Origin of the sequence: Tropicimonas isoalkanivorans (assembly GCF_900112335.1) — a bacterium.
GTDB classification, from domain to species: Bacteria; Pseudomonadota; Alphaproteobacteria; order Rhodobacterales; family Rhodobacteraceae; genus Tropicimonas; species Tropicimonas isoalkanivorans.
In genome coordinates this window covers 216,129-235,551 of record NZ_FOLG01000003.1, presented here as the reverse complement: position 1 = coordinate 235,551, position 19,423 = coordinate 216,129, and the positions used below count along the sequence as shown (strand labels likewise).

Sequence of the window (19,423 nt, the reverse complement as noted above, 5' to 3'; positions counted from 1 at the left end):
GGGAGGGGGTCCACAATGCGCCTTCCGGTCCTTGCCCTGCTCCTGACGATGGTCCCGTCCGCATGTCTCGCGGCGACGATCGAGGTGCGGCCGGGGCCGGGGGCGCTGGTGCAGGCCATATCCGCAGCCCGGCCCGGCGATGAATTGGCCCTTCAGGAAGGTCTTTTCGCCGGGCCGGTGGTCATCGAAAAGCCCCTCACACTCACGGGCGCTCTCGCCAGGATCGAAGGTCCGGGCGAGGGCTCTGTCATCACCGTCACCGCGCCGGATGTGACCATCACCGGCGTCACGATCGCTGGCGCCGGCGCACGGCTCGATACGCTCGATAGCGGCATTCGCCTGATGAAGGGCGCCGATAACGCGCAGGTGGAGGGCGTCAGTCTCGACGGCAACCTGATCGGCATCGACGTCCACGGGGCGAAGAATGTCAGCCTCCGGGGCAACCACATAATCGGTCGCAATGATCTGCGCGTGCCCGAACGCGGACCCGGCATCTACGTCTGGAATTCCCCTGGCCTGACTGTGGAGGACAACCGGATTTCGAAAGGCCGCGACGGCGTCTTCATCACCACGTCCGACAAGGCCGTCTATCGCCGCAATACGTTCACCGACCTCCGCTTTGCCTTCCACTCCATGTACGCCAACCGGATCGAGGTCACTGACAACGTCAGCCGGAACAACGACATGGGGTTCGCTTTCATGTACTCGACCCGCCTCAAGGTCGAGCGCAACCTTTCCGATGGCGACACCAACCACGGGTTCTTCATGAACTTCGCCAACCGGGCGGACCTGGTCCAAAACGAGGTTCGGAATGGCGGCGAGAAGTGTCTCTTCATTTACAATTCGAACAACAATGACTTCGACGCCAACCGCTTCCAGGGGTGCGCCATCGGTGTGCATTTTACTGCAGGAAGCCAGGGCAACACGCTGAGTGGAAACGCTTTTGTCGGCAACCGGACGCAGGTGAAATACGTTGGCACGCGCTGGCTCGAATGGTCGGACGGAGGCCGCGGAAATTACTGGTCCGACCATGTCGCGTTCGACGTCAATGGCGACGGAACGGCCGACAGCCCCTACCGCCCGAACGACAGCATCGATCGGCTCGTCTGGTCGCAACCCATGGCAAAGCTCCTGATGGGCACCCCCGCCATGCAACTCATCCGCTGGTCGCAGTCGCGGTTTCCCGGCCTGCTGCCCGGCGGCGTGATCGACAGCCGTCCGCTGGTGTCGCCCGAAGGCGCCGGGGTCCCGACAGAGGAGGAACGGTCATGACCGACCCAATTCTCGATATCCGCAATCTCTCGGTCTCGTTCGGCAGGCTACGCGCGCTCGACGATGTGTCCTTCATGGTCGCTGCCGGTGAAAGGCTGGCGCTTATCGGCCACAACGGCGCGGGGAAATCGACGCTCTTCAAGGCGGTGCTGGGGTTCCTCTCTCCCAAGGCGGGCGCCATATCGGTTGCCGGACACATCCCTGGCACAGACGCGGCGCGGATCGCCATAACCTACCTGCCCGAAGTCGTCGCTTTCCCCCGGAGTCTCAGCGGGCGCGAAGTTCTGGCCTATTTCTCCGGTCTGAGGAACGCACCGAAGGCGCAGATATCGGATCTGCTCGACCGCGTCGGACTGACCGAGGCTGCCGATCGGGCGGTCGGCACGTATTCCAAGGGCATGCGGCAACGGCTCGGCCTCGCGCAGGCGCTGATCGGCGCGCCGCGGCTCCTGTTGCTGGACGAACCAACCAGCGGGCTTGATCCGGTCTCCCGTCACGACTTTTACGAAGTGATTGCCGAGGCCGCCGCCCGCGGCGCCGCGGTGCTGCTCTCCTCGCACGGGCTGGAAGAGATCCAGAGCCGCACGGACCGCGTGGCGATCCTCTCGGGTGGGTCCCTCCGCGCTGTCGGCACCATGGAGGACCTCGCGCGGGAGGCGGCCCTGCCGACAACGATCCGTGTCACCGCGCTGCAAGGCGAAGCCGACCGCCTCCACTCCGAACTCGGCGGCCGCCGGCTCAACGGTTGCCGGCTGGAAATCGACTGCACGCCCGAGGCCAAGCTTGCCCTGTTGGCCCGCCTCGGCACCCATCGCGACGTGTTGCAGGACATCGACGTGGCCGCCCCCGGTCTCGACGACATATACCGCCACCACTCCCGACGTAGCGACATGGAGGAAAGCGAATGACCGCCCGCATCGCCACGATATTCGCTCAGGAGTTCTGCATGGCCCGCCGCAACCTCTGGGTTTTGCTGGCCACCATCGTGCTCGCCCTTTTTGCCCTCGCGCTCGCATTTTTCGTCGCCGGTCAGGGTGGCGCGCTCGACGCCGACGTACTGACCCTCACCTCCGCCAGCCTCGCCACGTTGTCCGTCTACCTGATCCCGCTCATCGCATTGCTCATGTCCTACGACTCCTTCGCGGGCGAGATCGAACGCGGTGCGCTGGCGCTCACCTTCGCAACGCCGGTGCGTCGGTGGGAGGTATTCGTCGCCAAGTTCCTGGCGCAAACCGCGGCGGTCAGCGTCTCTATCGTGTCGGCCTACGCGGTGACCGGCCTCGCCGTCCTGCCGTTCCACGGCGCCGAAGCGGAAGGCATTGCCGCCTGGCTGCGCCTTATGGCGTCCTCGGTCGCTCTCGGGGCCGTGTTTGTGGCCGTGGGCCTCACGCTCTCGGCGCTCTCCAGTCGAACGGCCCGTGCCGCCGCCTTTGCTATCGGCACTTGGCTCCTCCTTGTCGTCCTCTACGATCTCGCGCTTCTCGGGGCGATCATGGCCTCCGGCGAGGGCACTTTCGCCTCTCACGTGTTCCCCTGGTTGGTGATGGCGAACCCGGCCGACGCCTTCCGTCTCTTCAACCTCGCTTCCCTCCACGCCGCGCCGGTGGCCGGCATCGACGGGCTCGCCCGTACCCTGCCATTCCCACCCGCCGCCGCACTCGGCGCGCTCCTGCTTTGGCTGGCGGCGACTATCGGCATCGGCATCGCCCGCACGAAAAGGATCGTCCCATGAACCGCATCGTCATGCCACTGGTCGTTGCGCTGGCACTTGCCGGGTGCAGGGAGGAGACCGCTGCCGTGCCAACTCCCACCCGGATGACGGACGAGGCGCTCGGCCATTTCTGTCAGATGTTCGTTGCTGACCATCCCGGCCCGAAGGCGCAGATTCACTTAAAGGGGTATGAGGCACCGCTCTGGTTCAGCCAGGTGACCGATGCGGTGTCCTATGTCCACGACCCCGAGCGGGACGGCGAGATTGCCGCGATTTACGTTTCCGACATGGGCCATGCGGAGAGCTGGGCGGTACCCGGCGCCGACAACTGGGCCGCAGCAGACACAGTGCGGTTGGTCATCGAAAGCGAGCAAGCGGGCGGTATGGGGCTGCCGGAGGCGATCCCGTTTTCCGACCCTGCAGACGCCGATGCTTTCGTGCAGGAACACGGCGGCCGGATCGTCGGTTTTACCGAGGTTCCGCAGTCCTATGCGCATCCTCAGATGGACACGATGAACGCGGATGCCATGAACGGGGGAATGCACTGATGCGGCTGCCCCTGTCCAGACGGCGATTCCTGCTGATGTCTGCTGCAGCCTGCGCGGCGACACAGGTCACCGCCGCCACGCCCACCGCCATCTGGCGCGGTCAGGCGCTTGGCACCCGCGCAGATGTGCAGCTTGTGGGCCTCGACCGGGAGGAGGCTGCACCGGTCTTTCGCGCTGTGGAGGCCGAACTCGCCCGCATCGACACGCTCTTTTCGCTCTACCGGACGGACAGTGCGATCATGCGGTTGAACCGCGAGGGCAGTCTGCCGGATGCACCGCCGGACATGCTGGCCCTTCTGACGTTGACGCGGTCGGTCTACCACGTGACCGAAGGTGCCTTCGATCCCACGGTGCAACCGATCTTCGCCCTCCATGCCGAAGCCGCTGCCGCTGGTCGCGCCGTGGACGCGGACGCGCTCCTTGAGGCACGCCGCCGCGTCGGCTTCGACCAGGTGTCGTTCGATGCGACCTCGGTGCGTTTCGATCGCCCCGGCATGGCAATGACGCTGAACGGGATTGCGCAGGGCTTCGCCACGGATCGGCTCGCGACTCTCCTGAAGGATTCAGGGCTCAGGGACGTGATGGTGAACGCGGGCGAGATCCGCGGAATGGGGAACGGCGGTGACGCGAAGGGCTGGCCGGTCCGCCTTCCCGGTGGACGCGTTTGCAGACTGGAGAACTGTGCCGTCGCCACGTCGGCGCTCTTCGGAACGCGTCTCGACCCGGTCCGGCAGGTCAGTCACATCTTCGATCCGTCGGGGAAGGACGTCACGTTGCGGACCGCACCCGTGACGGCATTCCACGAGAGCGCCGCCATTGCCGACGCCGCCTCCACCGCAGCGGTCGTGATGACCGACCGGCAACTCGCCCTCCTGAAACGGCTCGATGTCGACCTCGAGCTATAGGGCCGAGGGGTTGAGCGGGCCGCGCGGCAGCCGACGTGCCAATGGGAGGGCCGATGCGACACCCCGATCCCGAAAACCCGGATCTGCCACTCGCCACGTTGCTGGCGGAATGGCCCGGCTTGGCCACGGTGTTCTGGGAGCGACGCATGCTCTGCCCCGGCTGCCCCATCGCCCCGTTTCACACCGTCGCCGATGTCTGCACGGAGTATGGACTGAACGAGACCGAATTCCGCGCCGCGCTGATGCAAGCGATCCGGTCCGCCTAATGCGACGGAGCGACGTCAGCCGCGAGGCTCGCTGATCAGAACGAGGCGGTGCGCGTCGGTCACCACGATCCGCTTCCGGGTCGAGCGCACGATCCCATCCTTCTCCCAGGCCGAGAGCAGCCGGCTGACCGTATGCAGCGTTGTGCCTGTCATCTCGGAGATGTTGTTCCGGGTGACAGGAAACCCGATCGCGATCCCGTCCTCCGTCTTCTGGCCACTTTGGTTTACCATTCGAAGCAGAACGGCGGCCACCCGCTGCTCCACCGCCTGCGTCGCCATCTCGGTCAGTGTCGTCTGGATCTCGCCGAGGCGCTGGCCGAGTGTCTTGTAACCTTCGGTGGCGAAGCCATCATAAGCCGTCACGAACGGTTGCCAGAGGTGGACGGGCCAGGAAAGTGCGATGGACTCCGCCGCCGCCACAGCCGTCGCCGGATAAGTAGTGCGTTGCAGCGCGGGGGCTATTCCGAATAGCTGGCCGGGCGAGATGTGCAGAACGATGACCTGGTCGCCGCCGGGCGTAGAGCGGATCACCCTCAGATAGCCGTCGAGCAGCAGGAAGAAGCGCTCGGCGTCGTGCCCTTCGTGGAAGATTTCCGCGCCCTCTTCGTAGCGCCGCGACGTCGACTTATCGAGAATCTCACGAATCTGCCCACGGTCCAGCCGTGAGAAGGGCGGCAGGCCGGTCAGGAGGCTTTCGTCGAGTTTCTGCAAGACCTGTCCGCAAGTTTGAGTAAGAGCAACGTTCGCGCGGTGCTTCTACCGCAGAACGGGGGCGAACCGAAAGACGGGACACAACCCAAAGGAACCTATCATGAAGACACCGTTGACGATCGCCGCTGTTTTTGCATTTGCCGCAGGGGCTGCGAATGCGGCGACCCATGAGGTGCACATGCTCAACAAGGGCGAGGCGGGATTGATGGTCTTCGAGCCGGCCTTCGTAAGCGCCGAACCCGGCGACGTGATTCATTTCGTGTCGGTCGACAAGGGACACAACGCCGAGAGCATCGAGGGAATGCTTCCCGAGGGAGTTGAGGCCTTCAAATCCAAGCCCAACGAGGATTTCGATCTGACGGTAAGCGAAGAAGGCGTATATGGCGTGAAATGCACGCCGCATTACGGCATGGGCATGGTCGCGTTGATCAAAGTCGGCGAGCCGGTGAATCTCGACGGGGCGGCGGCCGTGAAGCAACGGGGAAAAGCGAAGGGCCGCATGGCGGATCTGATCGCGCAAGTCGAGTAGGCTGGCACGATCGGTTTCATGCGCGCGAATTTCATAACCCCGGCGATGCGTTTGAACGAGCGGAGGCACCGTTGACCGAGCGACGTGACTACAGCGGGCCGGCCCTGTTTTCCGGTGGCTTCCGACCATTCTTTCTGGCCGCGACCCTGTTCGGGCTCTGTGTGGTGCCGGTCTGGCTCTTCGTCTGGCGGGGCGACATCGCCCTTGCCGGGCCCTTTCCCGCCATCGACTGGCATGTCCACGAAATGATCTTTGGCTATGGCGCCGCGGTGTTGGCCGGCTTCCTGTTCACGGCGGTGCCGAACTGGACCGGCCGAATGCCTGCCCGCGGCTGGCCGCTTGCCCTGTTGCTCCTGTTGTGGCTCGCCGGGCGGATGGCTGTTTGGGGCGCGCTCGGCATTCCGGGCATTGGCGTCTTCTTCGTCGATCAAGCTTTCCTGCTCGCCGTAGTCGCGATGATCGTGCGAGAGATCGTCGCCGGCAGGAACTGGCGCAATCTCAGGGTCGTCATTCCTGTCGCGCTGCTGTGGGTGACGAACGTTGCGTTTCATTTTCAGGTGATGTCAGACGGATCGACGGAGGCCGTGCGCCGGCTTGGGATCGCCATCCTGGTCTTCCTGATCATGCTCATAGGTGGCCGCATTGTTCCGAGTTTCACCCGAAACTGGCTGGCCAAGGCGGGCATCCAGCGGATGCCGGTGCCGCCGAACCGCTTCGATGCGCTCTGTATCGCCGTCGGGGTCGTCGCGCTCCTGATCTGGAGCCTGGCGCCCGAGGCGGTGGCGACGGCCATCATCGCCAGTGTCGCTGCCGCGCTCCATCTGGCGCGTCTTCTCCGCTGGCGCGGCGTTGCAACCTGGCGGTCACCGTTGCTGTGGATGCTTCACGTGGCCTATCTGACGATACCGTTCGGTCTTCTCGCGGCCGCTGTTGCAGCGATGGGCTGGGTCGGCGCCAGTGTTCCGGTCCACGTCTTCGGGATTGGTGCGGTCGGAGGCATGACCGTAGCCGTGATGATGCGGGCCACAATGGGTCACACGGGGCGCGCGCTCTCCGCCGGGCCCGTGCTGACGACGGCATTCGCCTTCGTCCTTGCAGCTACGATCACGCGTATCGCGGGAACGATGGAATTTTGGCCAGGTGTCGACGGTATCTTGCTTGCGGGCGTCTTTTGGACGGCAGCTTTTGCGCTCCTCGTCTTTCGCCTCGCGCCGTGGCTTTTGCGGGAAAAGGAAGCCCGGCGCTCACCCAACGGCCGCGCACCTGCTCAATAGATCGAACTGGGTACGACGCGGGGAGGATACCGCGCCCAGGAGGCAATCCACGGGTTTTTGAAATAAGGATGGTCCGCGCCGAGTGGCGCGGACCGGATTTGGTTTGGTATCAGCGTACGATGGTAACGATGGTCCGGCTGGACGGATCGACCACTGCCGGCACGCCATTCACATAGAGATATTCGTACTCGGCATCCGGCACCGGCGTGAGGACGACCTCCTGCGGGACGGTGGCGCCGACAACGACCTCGCCGTTGAGATAGATCGGCTCGACCGGATTCTCCCGGACATAAGTCACCACTTCAGGCTTGACGTCCACCGTGGAACCCGCGCCGCTGCCGATCACGCCGCCCGCAACGGCCCCGATGGGGCCGCCGACGATGCCGCCCGCAATGGCGCCCATCGTACCGAGACCGAGCACCGGTTCGAGCTTGTCCTTTTCGATGACGACCGTCTCGACGGACAGAACGCTCGGGTTTTCGGCCACGATGACCGGTGCACCCTCATGCTCGGAGCTGAGGTACTCGGAATAGACCCAGCCGGTTTGGCCCCCATGGGACACTTCGCACCAACTGGCTTCTTCCGCACAGCGGAGCACGTCCACGGAATCGCCCGACGCGATAACGTCAATGATCTCCGCCTGACCATTCGGGTCAGCGCGGAAATTGAGATCGGTGGTCGCCGTCGCCGCAACCTGCGCGGCGGCCGCGCCGGCGGTGAGGAGAGAAAGAGCGGTGGTTCCGATGATAAAACGCTTCATGTGACATTTCCTTTCCAGGTACAAACATCTTCGTTTTTCGATATTCGGTTGCTTCCGACATCGCCGGATGTGTGAGGAAGAATGCCGATCCCTCCATTTCGTTCCGGCCCCTCAGGTCGGCACCGGGGGGCATCACTGCCGGTGCGCAGATAACGGCCCAACAGGGGCGAGGGGCTGGGCGGAAAGTGGCTGTGTTCCATGTCAGCTTCGCAACATATTGTTCTCTGTTTGAACGAAAATCTCCGCTCTTGCACAGAAAGCGACGAGGTCGAAACTGCGCATTTCACAGCAGGGAAAGGGGCCGCTGAACCGTGCCCGAACGACTGTGGTCCCGGCTTATCTGACCGCTCACAGGCTGGGCCTGTTTCAAGCGGAACGCTGGCGCCGCGAGACGGCGACGCTGTGATCTGCTGCACCCGGAACGTCGGACACCGGTACGGCGCGGGATAGGCACGGCATCGATTCCGTCTGACGGCATGAGAAAATGCTTGCCTGCTCAGGTGCCGTCCGACATGAACGTTGGCACCCCGTCAGCAAACCGACACTGTGATGTCCCAGGTAGCGCCGGCCCGTGCCCGGTCCCTCGAAAGTGACATAGCCGGCGAAGACCGCCTCGGCCGGGCCCAATCAACGGGACCCGAGGAGCGGCGCCTGGATCGTGAGTCACCCGACACATTCTTGCGGGTGAACGCTGCCACGTGGGCGGCCATCGCCGTGGTAACGACGCTCCTCCGGGTGGTGTTCTACGACAAGCTGGAGACCTCCTTTTTCCTGATGCTCGTACTGGAGCCAGCGGGCTTCACCTACACGTGGCTGCTGCACCTCATCTATCGGCGGTTCGTCGGCCTGCCGCACCGGGTTGTGCTCGTCGGCGTTCTCGCCTGCGTGTTGAGCCTGCTGGGCGGGTTTGGTCAATCTTTCCTCGCGGATACGGTCCGGGACATTACCGATGGCCCCATTCGCGATGGGTATGGCACGCCCTTCATGGCGGCGTTCTTCTACGTTCCGGTCTTCCTGGCCTGGTCGATCGCCTACTTCTGGATCGGCGCGCGCTCTGCGGCGCGGTCGGAGAGCTTGCGCCGGAGCCAGGCCGAAACGACCGCCTTGCGAAGCGAGTTGCGGTTTCTCCAAAGCCAACTCGACCCGCACTTCCTGTTCAATGCGCTCAACACCATTGCGGCCGAGATACCGGATCGTCCTGACACCGCATTGGAGATGACCCATGCCGTCGCGTCCTATCTCCGCATCGGACTGGAGTGCGACGGGAATGAGGTGTGCCGGCTGAGGACGGAGTTGGAACACGTAAAGGACTTCCTTCGAATCCAGGAGTTGCGGTTCGAGGATCACCTTTCTTGCCAGATTGATGTGACCGAAAGTGCGTGTGAAACGCTCGTTCCCTGCTTCATCCTCCAAGGCTTTGTCGAGAATGCGATCAAGCACGGTTCGCGCGACGAAAATGGATTGCTCGTGGTTCAGGTGCAGGCCGACCGCGAGGGGGACGTTCTGGCGATAGAGGTGACGAACCGCGGGAGCCTCTATCCTCTCGATAAGCTTGGAACCGGCGTTGGGATCGAAAACACCCGCCGGCGGCTCGAGATAGCCTATGCGGGTCGTCACGATCTCGAGATACGGCAGCAGGGCCCCGAGGTTTTGGTGCGCCTTCGCCTGGAGGGCGCGCCGTGCTTCGTGTGATCGTTGTCGACGATGAACCCCCCGCACGCCGCGGGCTTCGGCGTCTGCTTGACGCCCATGGGGATGTGGAGATCGTGGGAACGGCCGAAAGCGTGGCAGAGGCCGCGGAGGTTTGCGACGTGCAGCGGCCCGATCTGATCCTGCTCGACGTGACCCTGGTAGACGGGGAGGGCTTCGACCTGCTGGACCGTCTTAGCCCTATGCCTCTCATCGTTTTGGTGACGGCGAGCGCGGCGCATGCCATTCGAGCGTTCGAGGTTGGGGCGCTCGATTTTCTTCTGAAGCCCGTTGCGCCCGAACGTCTGGCGCTGACGATGGACCGGGTACGCAATGCGCTGTCCGGCGAGGGTGGGCGCGCCATCGCCGAAGGGGGCACGATGCAATCGGGTCGCATGGTGATCTCTGAGGGGGGGAACACCATCATTGTGTCCTGCGACGAGATCGGCCTTTTGAGTGCCGATGCTGATTTCACGCGCATCCTGCTTCTCAACGGCCGCGATCACCTGGTCTGCCGGCGGCTCGGCCAGTTCGAGGACGACCTGCCATCGCCGCCTTTCGTCCGCCTCGGCCGCTCGCTGATTGCCAACCTTAGCCACGTGGACCGCATCGAGGCACGTGGCAGCGGCGGATCGCTGCTGCATATGAACGGCAACCGCCGGCCGGTTGCCTTGGGCCGGGCAGCGACACAGCGGCTCCGCAAGGCGGTTGCCGGCCTCTGAGCGGGGCCTCCGGGGCGTGCTCCGGCCGTTCATCGAGTTTTCCGACAGGTTCATCGAATAGCGTTTCGCCGCCCACGGGCGTGGCCAATAAGCTGCCGCAAACCCCTTTTTAACGAAACTGTTCTGTCCGTGAGGTCAATTCGCATGATCCGCCGTCCGTCTGCCGCTCCCATGTCCAGCCTCTTCAAGGCGAGTGTTTCGACCCTCGCGTTGCTTCCCGTTCTGGGCTGGCCGGTTGTGGCTGCGGCACAGGTCTACAACTGCCCCAACGGCACAACGTCCGACGGTGGCGCATCCTGCACCATTCCGGCGGGGACCACGACGAGCGGTGCGCGGGTGAGATACAACGCCCCGAACGCAGACGGCGATGAGAGAGGCGACGACGCCGGACCCTATTCGCTCACCAACAACGCGGACATCTCGTCCCACTCTTCCGGCCAGTACTCGGCGCTGGAGGTCATGCTGCGCGGCGGCTTTGGCTACAGCGCAAACAACACGGATGCGACGGCGAGCGGCGACGGCGGCGATATCACGATCTCAAACTCGGGCGCGCTGACGCTCGATCGGCTGGAGTTCAACACCTCCGCTGGGAATGGGGCGCAGTCGGGGATCTGGGACGATCAGGGGATCGTCTATGGCCTTTTCGGCGCGGCCGTCGGTCAGAACGGCGTCGACGCCGTGTATGAAGAGGTGGGTGGCAGCGATGGCGGGCGGGCCGGTGATGGCGCAATCGTAACGCTCACCAACACGGGCAGTATCGCACTGACAACGACCGGCTCGGTCGCGTCCGATGCGTCCCGTGTCGGGGCGATTGCGATGTTCGGCAGTTCGACTGGTGGAGCGGGCGGCGATCTGGACAAATCGACGGACAGCCACAAGGGCGGCGCCAGCGGCGACGCAAAGACAGTGACCATTCGGAACACGGGCGCGGTCACGGTGGACGCCTCGGCCAATCCGGTTCAACTGGCTGCCGGGATCTATGCCGAGGGTCTGTCGGGCCAGGGCGGCGAGACGGGCGCCAAGGGCGGCAATGGCGCGCTGATCAACCTGACCAACGACACCGGCGGCACGATCCGTGTCACGAATGGTTCCAGCGAGGGCAGTTCGGCCTGGGGCATGTACGGTCTCAGCCATGGAGGCTACGCCGACAATGCCGCAACGGAGAGTGGCATTCCGGGCGGCGACGGTGGCGGTGGCAAGGCCATCACGCTCACCAACAACGGGGCGGTTACGCTCACTGCCAGCGGCGTTCTGGAGGCGGAGGATGAATTTGTCGACCGGTCCAACGGGGGCGAAAGCAAGATCCCGAACGACTACATTCCCGGTTTCGTGTGGCAGTCCGGCGGGATTGTCGGCGTCACCGTCGGTGCGGCGGCGGCGGCTTCCGACGACGGAAGCAGTTCCTGCGGCAGGGACGAGAGCACCGATCCCTGCGGGGGGCACGGCGGGAATGCCAGCACGTTGGACGGCAAGACCCTGGCGGCCTCCACCGTCCAACTCAGCGAGAATTCCACAGTTGAGGTGAGTGGTGACAACCTGATCGGCGTCGGCCTCTACGGCCAGGGCGGCGACGGCGGCGCCGGTCGAGGGAGCGACCATGACGGCGGTGACGGCGGCAGCGTCGGCGACTTCAACGTCAACATGGACCAAAATTCGCGGATCACCACCGATGGGCTGAACGGCCACGGGCTCGTCATTCATTCCGAGGGTGGCCCTGGCGGGCCGCTGTTGGCTGCGAGCGGCATCTTCGACTTCAGCTCCGACCGCGCGGGTGAGGGCGGGACGGGGAGCCACATCCGGATGAAAGGGCCGCAAGGCTTGAACGGGCCGAGTGCCGTGATCACCACCAAGGGCGACAGGTCCATCGGTGTGGTGATGCAGAGCTTCGGCGGCACCGGCGGCGGCACGGAGAACAACTACGTTGTGTTCGACACCGAACCGCCGAATGCCGGCAACGGTGGCGCGCCGGGTGGGATCTTCATGAACGGCGAAGTCGATATCACCACCGAGGGCGACAATTCCCACGGCATCCTTGCCCAGTCCATCGCAGGCGATGGCGGAACCCTCGCCACGAGCGAGGGGCTGATCGCTGTTGCGGGCTCAGGGGGCGACGGAATGGCTGGCGGTTCAGCCTCGGTCTACCCCTGGGGCAATATCGTGACGCAGGGCGAGGCCTCGATAGGGGTTGTCGTCCAGTCCATCGGCGGTGGCGGCGGCGACGTTTATGGCGACGGGTCGGGCACGGCCGGCGTCGTCACTATCGGCGGCCAGGGCGGCGAAGGGGGTGATGGTGGGCAGGTGGGGCTGGAGACGGTGCCCAACAGCTCCATCACCACGTCGGGCGATTATGCGTTCGGCACGCTGCTGCAATCCATCGGCGGCGGGGGCGGCAATGGTGGCGCTGTCTTCAACATCACCGCTCGGGTGCCGAACGTGGCAGTGGGCGGCGATGGCGGCGTCGGCGGTAACGGCGGCAAGGTGAACGTCACGACCTATGAGGACGACAGCACGTCGATTTCCACGTCCATCACCACAGCGGGCAGCAAGGCGCACGCCATGGTCCTGCAATCGATCGGCGGCGGCGGCGGCGCGGGGGGCGATGCGCGTAGCGACAGCCTCGAGATCGGCTCCCTGGCCGCCATCGCCATGGCCGGCGGCGGAAATTCAGCCGGCAACGGTGGCGAGGTAGACGTGGACCTCAAGCGGCTGAGCCTGACGACCACCGGCGATACGGCTCGCGGGTTGATCGCTCAATCGATCGGCAACGGGGGCGGAACCGGCGGCGCGGCCAGTGCTCTGAACGTGGGCAAAGGCATCTCGACGGCCGTTTCCATCGGCGGGCAGGGCGGCGAGGGCGGGAACGGCGGCCCGGTCAACATCGATCTCTCGAAGCTACGCATCACCACCGGCATTGAGGGCGACCCGGACATCGCTACGTTCGGAACCGGGATCGTCGCCCACTCCGTTGGCGGCGGTGGCGGCACGGGCGGCTCCGCCACCGCAGGGGCGCTTGCTCGGCAGCTCAAGATCCCCAAATCTGACGTCACCATCGCAATTGCGGCCTCGGTGGGCGTGGGCGGCAGCGGCGCCAATGGCGGGGACGGGGGGCCGGTGACGTTGACGCTCTCCGATACCCAGGTCACCACCCATGGCGACACCGGTCACGCCATCCTGGCGGAATCCATCGGTGGCGGTGGCGGTGCCGGGGGCGATGCGACCGCCCATGCGGTCGCGGTCTCGCTAAAGGAAAAGATCAAGGAAAAGATCAAGGACATCGGCAAAAAGCCAGACGGAAAGCCGTCGGCCAAGAAGCCCACCATCAACACCAGCATCTCCGCGGCTGTCGGTGGATCCAGCGGGGCCGGAAGCGATGGCGGAACCGTCGATCTGACCCTTTCGGGCGGCACTCTGCTGGAGACCTTCGGCCCATCGGCCAACGCCATCAATGCCCAGTCGCTCGGCGGTGGCGGCGGTGACGGAGGGGTGGGGTCCGCCAGTACCAGCAAGTACGGCGAGGGCATGGGCCTCAAGATGAGCATCGACGTGGGCGGCAGGGGCAATTCCGGCGGCAACGGCGGGTCGGTCAACCTGACGACGGCCTCCGATACGGTCATCACCACCCACGGCGACACCGCGCGCGCGATCGCCATACAGAGCGTCGGTGGCGGCGGCGGCACGTCGCAAACAAACTCGGTCAGTTTTTCCTCGCCCCTCACGGACAAGTTCTTCAGCACCGTCAGCAAGGGCGTGCTGAAGGCACCCCGCTTCACCGTGGGCGTCGGCATGACCGGCGGGCAGGGCGGCAACGGCGGCACCTACGGCGATCTGTCCTTGGACGGGAGCGTGCTCACGCTCGGCGCGGACGCGGATGGGGTGCTCATCCAGAGCATTGGCGGCGGCGGCGGTGCCGGTGGATCGTTCGGCGGTGGCGGCAGCGAGGAGGACGAGGACGGCGGCATCGTCAAGAAGACCATCGATTTCGGCCTCGAGATCGTAGAGATCAAGGAACAGGTCGAACGGCCGTGGGCAGCAAGCTTCCTGGCGGGCGGTGCGGGCGGCTCCGGCGGCAATGGCGGCAACATCTCGCCAGGCGCGAACACCCTGCACGGTTCCGTGGCGACGTACGGCGACTATGCCGACGGCGTCGTGCTGCAATCCATCGGCGGCGGCGGCGGGACCGGCGGCGTGGCGGTTCCGAACGACTCCATCGGAATCCTCGATCTGTCCTTCCGCACCGGCGGCGCGGGCGGGGACGGCGGAACCGGCGGGCAGGTCAATTTCGGCCTGGCCAGCGATGCCGACGTCAGCACCGCCGGCTACGGAGCACACGGGCTCGTCATGCAGTCCATCGGCGGCGGCGGCGGGATGGGCGGCACCGCGTCCCGGTCGGTCGCCAGTCTCGGGCTGAATGCCGACGCGTCCGACGAGGAAGCGGGCGAAGACGTCGAACCGTACGATCCCCATGAGAATGGAGAATACACCGACCCGGCGATCATCCGGCTCGGCATCGGCGCAAGCGGAGACGGCGGCGCGGGAACGTCTGGCGGCGCGGTCACGCTCACCTCCGCTGGCGGCAGCCGCATTTCCACCGCTGGAAATCACGCCTTCGGCGTTCTGGCGCAGTCGGTCGGTGGTGGCGGTGGCGCGGCCGGGATCGGCACGGCGCCCCTGACCGGTGCGGAACTGGCCGCCGAAACCTTCGAGGACGACGACGTCGTGGAGGCCATCGTCGATCTGTTCAACTATGATTTCCGGGGGGCGCACCTGGACTTCATCAACGGCGGCGATGGAGGGCGCGGCGGTGCGGGCAAGTCCGTGGACGTCTCCGGCACCTACGACATTGTCACGGCCGGAGCGCGCAGCTTCGGCATGATTGCGCAGTCGGTTGGCGGCGGCGGCGGCGTCGGCGGGCTGGAAGGCGTGGGCCAGATGTATCACGGGGCCGTCGGCACCGTCGGCTATGGCTCCGGTGTCGACGTGACGCTCGATAAGGCCAGCACCATCGCGACCGGCGGTATCGGCGCCCATGGCGTTATCGCGCAGAGCGTGAGCGGCGGCGGCGGCACCACGGCGGCCACCATCGCCTATGGTTCGGCGCTGCGCAGCGTGGATCGCGACGACCCTGAGGACGTGGCAACTGCCCTGAGCTATGCCTTCAAGCTGGGCGGGGACTACGCCACAGTCTCTGACTCAGACTACGACGCGCAGACCTCCGGCGACACGCCACCATCGTCCACGCTTGTCGCCGATGGCGTGATCGACACCTCGGGCGACTATGCCTATGGCGCTGTGAGCCAGGTCGTTCTCGGTGGCGGCGGTACGGTTTCCGTTACCCAGCCGGAGTATGACCGCACCAAGGGGGCGGTGCTCGATCAGGGCGTGGTGACGCTCGGCGCGGAAAATACGTTCGGCGACGGCTCCACATTCAACGGCACCCCGGCCAACCTCAGCCAAAGCGCCGGCTCGCAGCTGGTGACCCGAGGCGCGGGCGCACGCGGCCTCGTTTCGCAGTCCATCGGCGGCGGCGGCGGTGTGATCGCCGGCTTCGAGGAAGCGCAGCGCGCCAGCCTGGGAGAGACCGATCCGGTCGAACTGACCATCGACGTGCAATCCGGGGCGAGCGGCGACACCTTCGGGCAAAGCAAGCTCTCCATCGCGGGCGACGTCGTCACCCTCGGCGCGGATGCTGATGGAATTGTTGCTCAGGCCATCGGCGGCGGCGGCGGCATTGCCGGGTCGGCGGGTGGAGCCACCGCCACGGCAGATGCGTCGGGAACGGTCTCGGCCGCCGGGCCGGTCACAGTGACCGGCGACGACACCGACTATGCTTTGACAATAGAGCTTGGCGCAAAGACCGGCAGCGGCCGCGGGGGGGAATTCGCGACAGGCGGCGCTCAGCCCCTGTTTCATGGCTCGGTCGCCACATACGGCGACTTTGCGGAGGGATTGATCGTTCAATCCATCGGCGGCGGTGGGGGACTGGCGGGCTTGTCGTACGATCCCACCAGCGATGCAACGGCTGATCTGTCCATGCACGTGGGAGCCAGTGGCAGCGCGAGCGGCGGCGCCAAGGGGGTCGATGTTGCTCTCAACACCGGCGTAGACGAGGGCATCGTAGTTTCGACACAAGGGTACGGCGCCAGCGGGGTGGTGATCCAGTCCATCGGCGGCGGCGGCGGCATCGCGCAAAGCGGCGCCCGCAACGCCAATGCTCTGCGTGGCGCGACCATGGTGAACGGGGAAAAAGGCCAGGGCATCTGGCTCGGCGGCGATTACTCCGGCTCGGTCAGCGGCAACGACGCCCAGGGTGCCGGCGGTGGCGCGCTTACCGTCGACGGTGGTGGTGTGTCTATCGCGACGCGGGGCGACGATGCCTTTGGGCTGGTTGCGCAGTCCATTGGTGGCGGCGGCGGGCTGGCGGGCGTTGGGTCGAGCCTGGTGACGGATCAGGGCGAGCCGGGGAGCTACAGCCTCGACTATGTGATCGGTGGCGCGAAGGCGAGTGGCGCGTCACTGAGCGCGGTGGGTGCAGACAGCGTCGCCGTCGCGCTGGATTATTCGTCCATCGCCACCGCCGGCGCACGGTCCTTCGGGCTGGTGGCGCAGTCCATCGAAGGGGGGGGTGGCATCGCAACCGGTGACAAGTCCGGCATCCGCGGCATCGAGTTCAAGGGCTTCAGCGGTATCGACGGCAAGTACGCGGAGTCCGGAGATCTCAGCATCATGATGCAGAGCACCGACATCGGCACCACCGGCGACGGCGCCCATGGTGTGATTGCCCAAAGCATTGCGGGCGGGGGCGGTATACTTGGCGATACGACCGCAGCGTCCGGGACGACTGCCAGGGTCTACGGGGACGACCTGAGTGCCTACACAACCGCAGGCAATATCGTCATGGAACTCGACGGGTCGATCCGGACCTCCGGCGACGGGGCGCACGGCGTCGTGGCGCAGTCGATCGCCGGCGGCGGCGGCATCGGCGGTGACAAGGACGGCGTGTTCTTCGGCTCCAATGCCTTGGAGGACAACGCCGGCCCGGTCCTCAACACTGGCGGCTCCATCATGATCGACTCGTTCGGGACGATAGCCGCGACGGGCGAAAATTCCGTGGGCCTGTTCGCACAGAGCCTGGGCCAGTCCGACCGCGGCGCGGTGCAAATATCGGTCTCGGGCGACATTTCTGGCGGCACGGGCGGCGAAACGGCCAACGGCATCTTCGTCTCCGGCGGGATCTCGGGCACGAACATCGAGAACAACTTCATCGCCGTCGCTTCGGGCGGGTCGGTGAGTGCCGCCTCCGGTCACGCAATCCGGTACGAAGGCAGCACGTCCTCCACCTCCAGCGGCATGGCCGTGAGCAACAGTGGCGTGATCGACGGCGACGTCGTGGGATACTACGCGAACGGCGATGCCATCCTTGAGGGGGATGGCGGCACGGCCGCAAAGCGCGCCCTTGCCTGGCCCAAGCGCATCGCTGCGCTTCGCCTGAAGAATAACCGCGATGGCGTCCTGACCGGCGCGCGGCGGTACATGGCCGATGTCATCAACCAGGGCACGCTAATCGTCGGCGAAGAGCGCGGCATCGACCGGCTGAAGGTCGCGGGAGATTTCGCCCAGGGCGGCCGTGGCCGGACGATCGCTGCCGTGCACTTCGCGGAAGGGACTGGCGACGTGATCCAGGTCGACGGCACGGCGGCGCTCGCGGGAACCATGGGCCTGCGCCTCAAATCGATCGTCAAGGGGGGCGAGGTGACCGTGCTCACGGCAGACCAGGGCATTGATGGCCTCTTTGGCCGCCTGACGCCGGAGTTGTTCCAGATCGAGCAGAGCCTCACCGACACGGACCTGACATTGCGGGCTACTGGATCGCGTTTCGCCGAAGCCGCCCGCGGGCTCGACGACCGGGAGCGGGACGTGGCGCGGTATCTGGACGACGTTTTCGAGGCGGCCGATCCGTCCTTCGGGACATTCTTCGCGGGGTTCGAGAGCGAAGGGCTTGCTGCAACCGCCGGATCGTTCGGCGATACGCTGCTGGACCTGTCACCCGGTGCGTCGCTCGTCGGCGCAGCGGCCAACGTGGAGCTGTCGCGCGGGCGGTTCGATGCGCTGTTCGGATGCGACTATGCGGCTGGCGCTCAGGTGGACACCACACGCCCCTGCATCGAGCTTCTGGCCTCGCGGCAGTATTTCGACCAGGATGGAACGGACAGCCTCTTCGGCTACTCGGGCGGTGTCTCGACCGGCGGCGTCGCGGGCCGGTTCGCGAGCTCCGGCGACTGGAGCTTCAGTGCGGCCTTCGGTGTCGAGACCTCGGATTTTAACGGGGAGGGCAATGGCGTGACCTCGGACGGCGACGGGGTCTTCGGTGGCGTCGCGCTGACCCGAGACTTCGGCCCACTGGATCTGTCCTTCGGCGTCGCGGCGAGCCGCAGCAGCTTTGACGTGCGACGGCCAGTCAATGTGGCCGGAGAAGGCGGCACCGCGAAGGGGGACTACGACACCGGCAGCATCGCGGGCCGTATCCGGGCAGCCTATACGATGGACCGCGGCGCGACCTACCTGCGGCCGATGCTGGACCTCGACGTGATCCACGTCACGGCGGACGGGTATACCGAGAGCGGGGCAGGCAAGCTCAACCTCAAGGTGGACGACAGCGAGGAAACGATCTGGCGCCTCGCCCCGGCGGTGGAAGTGGGCGGCACCTACGCCCTTGGCGGGGACCGGACGCTCAACGCCTTCGCCCGGGCTGAGGTGAGCTTCGCGAGCGAGGACAGCTTTGACGCCACGACCCGCTTTGCCGCGGTCGACCCGAACTGGGGATCGCTCGATACCGGCATCGCCCTCGCACAGACTGCGGGCAGGCTGTCGTTGGGTGCACGGATCATGGACGGCGAGTCCTTCTCCGTCGACGTGGGCTACGATGGAACGTTCTCCAGCGATTTTACGGCCCATTCTGCCCAAGTTGGGATGACGTGGCGGTTTTGAGCGGTAAAGTGAAGGGACGGCCGCGGTTGGGAAGGACAACCTGCGGCCGTC

Annotated in this window: 13 protein-coding genes; 11 read left to right on the top strand and 2 right to left on the bottom strand. The window is 65.6% G+C overall.

Translation table 11 applies throughout. From position 1 onward, the window contains the following. The first annotated feature begins 15 nt into the window (after positions 1 to 15). From BM075_RS08250 to BM075_RS08225, 6 genes are read left to right on the top strand one after another with little or no spacing between them, the layout of a single operon-like run. A complete protein-coding gene (locus tag BM075_RS08250) occupies positions 16 to 1,272 on the top strand; it encodes a nitrous oxide reductase family maturation protein NosD (protein ID WP_093360191.1) in 1,257 nt (418 codons plus the stop codon). Then, entirely contained in the window at positions 1,269 to 2,180 is a 912-nt protein-coding gene (locus BM075_RS08245) for an ABC transporter ATP-binding protein (RefSeq protein WP_093360190.1), read from the top strand. Before BM075_RS08250 ends, BM075_RS08245 begins: the two co-directional genes overlap by 4 nt. Then, positions 2,177 to 3,004, top strand: coding sequence for an ABC transporter permease (locus BM075_RS08240; RefSeq protein WP_093360189.1), 828 nt, complete (start codon positions 2,177 to 2,179; stop codon positions 3,002 to 3,004). Before BM075_RS08245 ends, BM075_RS08240 begins: the two co-directional genes overlap by 4 nt. After that, positions 3,001 to 3,531, top strand: a complete 531-nt coding sequence (locus BM075_RS08235; RefSeq protein WP_093360188.1) for a nitrous oxide reductase accessory protein NosL — start codon at positions 3,001 to 3,003, stop codon at positions 3,529 to 3,531. Before BM075_RS08240 ends, BM075_RS08235 begins: the two co-directional genes overlap by 4 nt. Before the next feature lie 35 nt (positions 3,532 to 3,566). After that, complete coding sequence (locus BM075_RS08230) at positions 3,567 to 4,436, top strand: FAD:protein FMN transferase (RefSeq protein WP_245758781.1); 870 nt, start codon at positions 3,567 to 3,569, stop codon at positions 4,434 to 4,436. 53 nt (positions 4,437 to 4,489) lie between these two features. Continuing rightward, entirely contained in the window at positions 4,490 to 4,702 is a 213-nt protein-coding gene (locus BM075_RS08225) for a DUF1858 domain-containing protein (RefSeq protein ID WP_093360186.1), read from the top strand. A gap of 15 nt (positions 4,703 to 4,717) precedes the next feature. Here BM075_RS08225 and BM075_RS08220 read toward each other — a convergent pair whose 3' ends face one another. After that, a complete protein-coding gene (locus tag BM075_RS08220) occupies positions 4,718 to 5,413 on the bottom strand; it encodes a Crp/Fnr family transcriptional regulator (RefSeq protein WP_093360185.1) in 696 nt (231 codons plus the stop codon). 100 nt (positions 5,414 to 5,513) lie between these two features. On the opposite strand from BM075_RS08220, the gene BM075_RS08215 reads away from it, so the two are divergent. Both BM075_RS08215 and BM075_RS08210 read left to right on the top strand, forming a co-directional pair. Then, positions 5,514 to 5,942, top strand: a complete 429-nt coding sequence (locus BM075_RS08215; protein ID WP_093360184.1) for a pseudoazurin — start codon at positions 5,514 to 5,516, stop codon at positions 5,940 to 5,942. A gap of 71 nt (positions 5,943 to 6,013) precedes the next feature. Then, the gene (locus BM075_RS08210; protein WP_093360183.1) at positions 6,014 to 7,216 is read left to right on the top strand and encodes an NnrS family protein; all 1,203 of its coding nucleotides are present in this window, start codon (positions 6,014 to 6,016) and stop codon (positions 7,214 to 7,216) included. Between the two features lie 109 nt (positions 7,217 to 7,325). Here BM075_RS08210 and BM075_RS08205 read toward each other — a convergent pair whose 3' ends face one another. Beyond that, positions 7,326 to 7,976 carry a DUF1236 domain-containing protein gene (locus tag BM075_RS08205; RefSeq protein WP_093360182.1) on the bottom strand — a complete coding sequence of 217 codons (651 nt, stop codon included), beginning with the start codon at positions 7,974 to 7,976 and terminating at the stop codon, positions 7,326 to 7,328. Positions 7,977 to 8,660: 684 nt separating this feature from the next. Here BM075_RS08205 and BM075_RS08200 point away from each other — a divergent pair. The 3 genes from BM075_RS08200 (at position 8,661) to BM075_RS08190 (ending at position 19,372) form a co-directional block, all read left to right on the top strand. After that, positions 8,661 to 9,668, top strand: a complete 1,008-nt coding sequence (locus tag BM075_RS08200; protein ID WP_177208283.1) for a sensor histidine kinase — start codon at positions 8,661 to 8,663, stop codon at positions 9,666 to 9,668. Beyond that, entirely contained in the window at positions 9,656 to 10,387 is a 732-nt protein-coding gene (locus BM075_RS08195; RefSeq protein WP_093360180.1) for a LytR/AlgR family response regulator transcription factor, read from the top strand. Before BM075_RS08200 ends, BM075_RS08195 begins: the two co-directional genes overlap by 13 nt. A 144-nt stretch (positions 10,388 to 10,531) precedes the next feature. Beyond that, positions 10,532 to 19,372, top strand: coding sequence for an autotransporter outer membrane beta-barrel domain-containing protein (locus BM075_RS08190; RefSeq protein WP_093360179.1), 8,841 nt, complete (start codon positions 10,532 to 10,534; stop codon positions 19,370 to 19,372). Positions 19,373 to 19,423 lie beyond the last annotated feature (51 nt).

Coding starts and splice junctions, on each gene's coding strand:
- BM075_RS08245 (WP_093360190.1), top strand. CDS start 1,269: ATGACCGACCCAATTCTCGATATCCGCAATCTCTCGGTCTCGTTCGGC.
- BM075_RS08250 (WP_093360191.1), top strand. CDS start 16: ATGCGCCTTCCGGTCCTTGCCCTGCTCCTGACGATGGTCCCGTCCGCA.
- BM075_RS08190 (WP_093360179.1), top strand. CDS start 10,532: ATGATCCGCCGTCCGTCTGCCGCTCCCATGTCCAGCCTCTTCAAGGCG.
- BM075_RS08205 (WP_093360182.1), bottom strand. CDS start 7,976: ATGAAGCGTTTTATCATCGGAACCACCGCTCTTTCTCTCCTCACCGCC.
- BM075_RS08240 (WP_093360189.1), top strand. CDS start 2,177: ATGACCGCCCGCATCGCCACGATATTCGCTCAGGAGTTCTGCATGGCC.
- BM075_RS08225 (WP_093360186.1), top strand. CDS start 4,490: ATGCGACACCCCGATCCCGAAAACCCGGATCTGCCACTCGCCACGTTG.
- BM075_RS08235 (WP_093360188.1), top strand. CDS start 3,001: ATGAACCGCATCGTCATGCCACTGGTCGTTGCGCTGGCACTTGCCGGG.
- BM075_RS08230 (WP_245758781.1), top strand. CDS start 3,567: ATGTCTGCTGCAGCCTGCGCGGCGACACAGGTCACCGCCGCCACGCCC.
- BM075_RS08215 (WP_093360184.1), top strand. CDS start 5,514: ATGAAGACACCGTTGACGATCGCCGCTGTTTTTGCATTTGCCGCAGGG.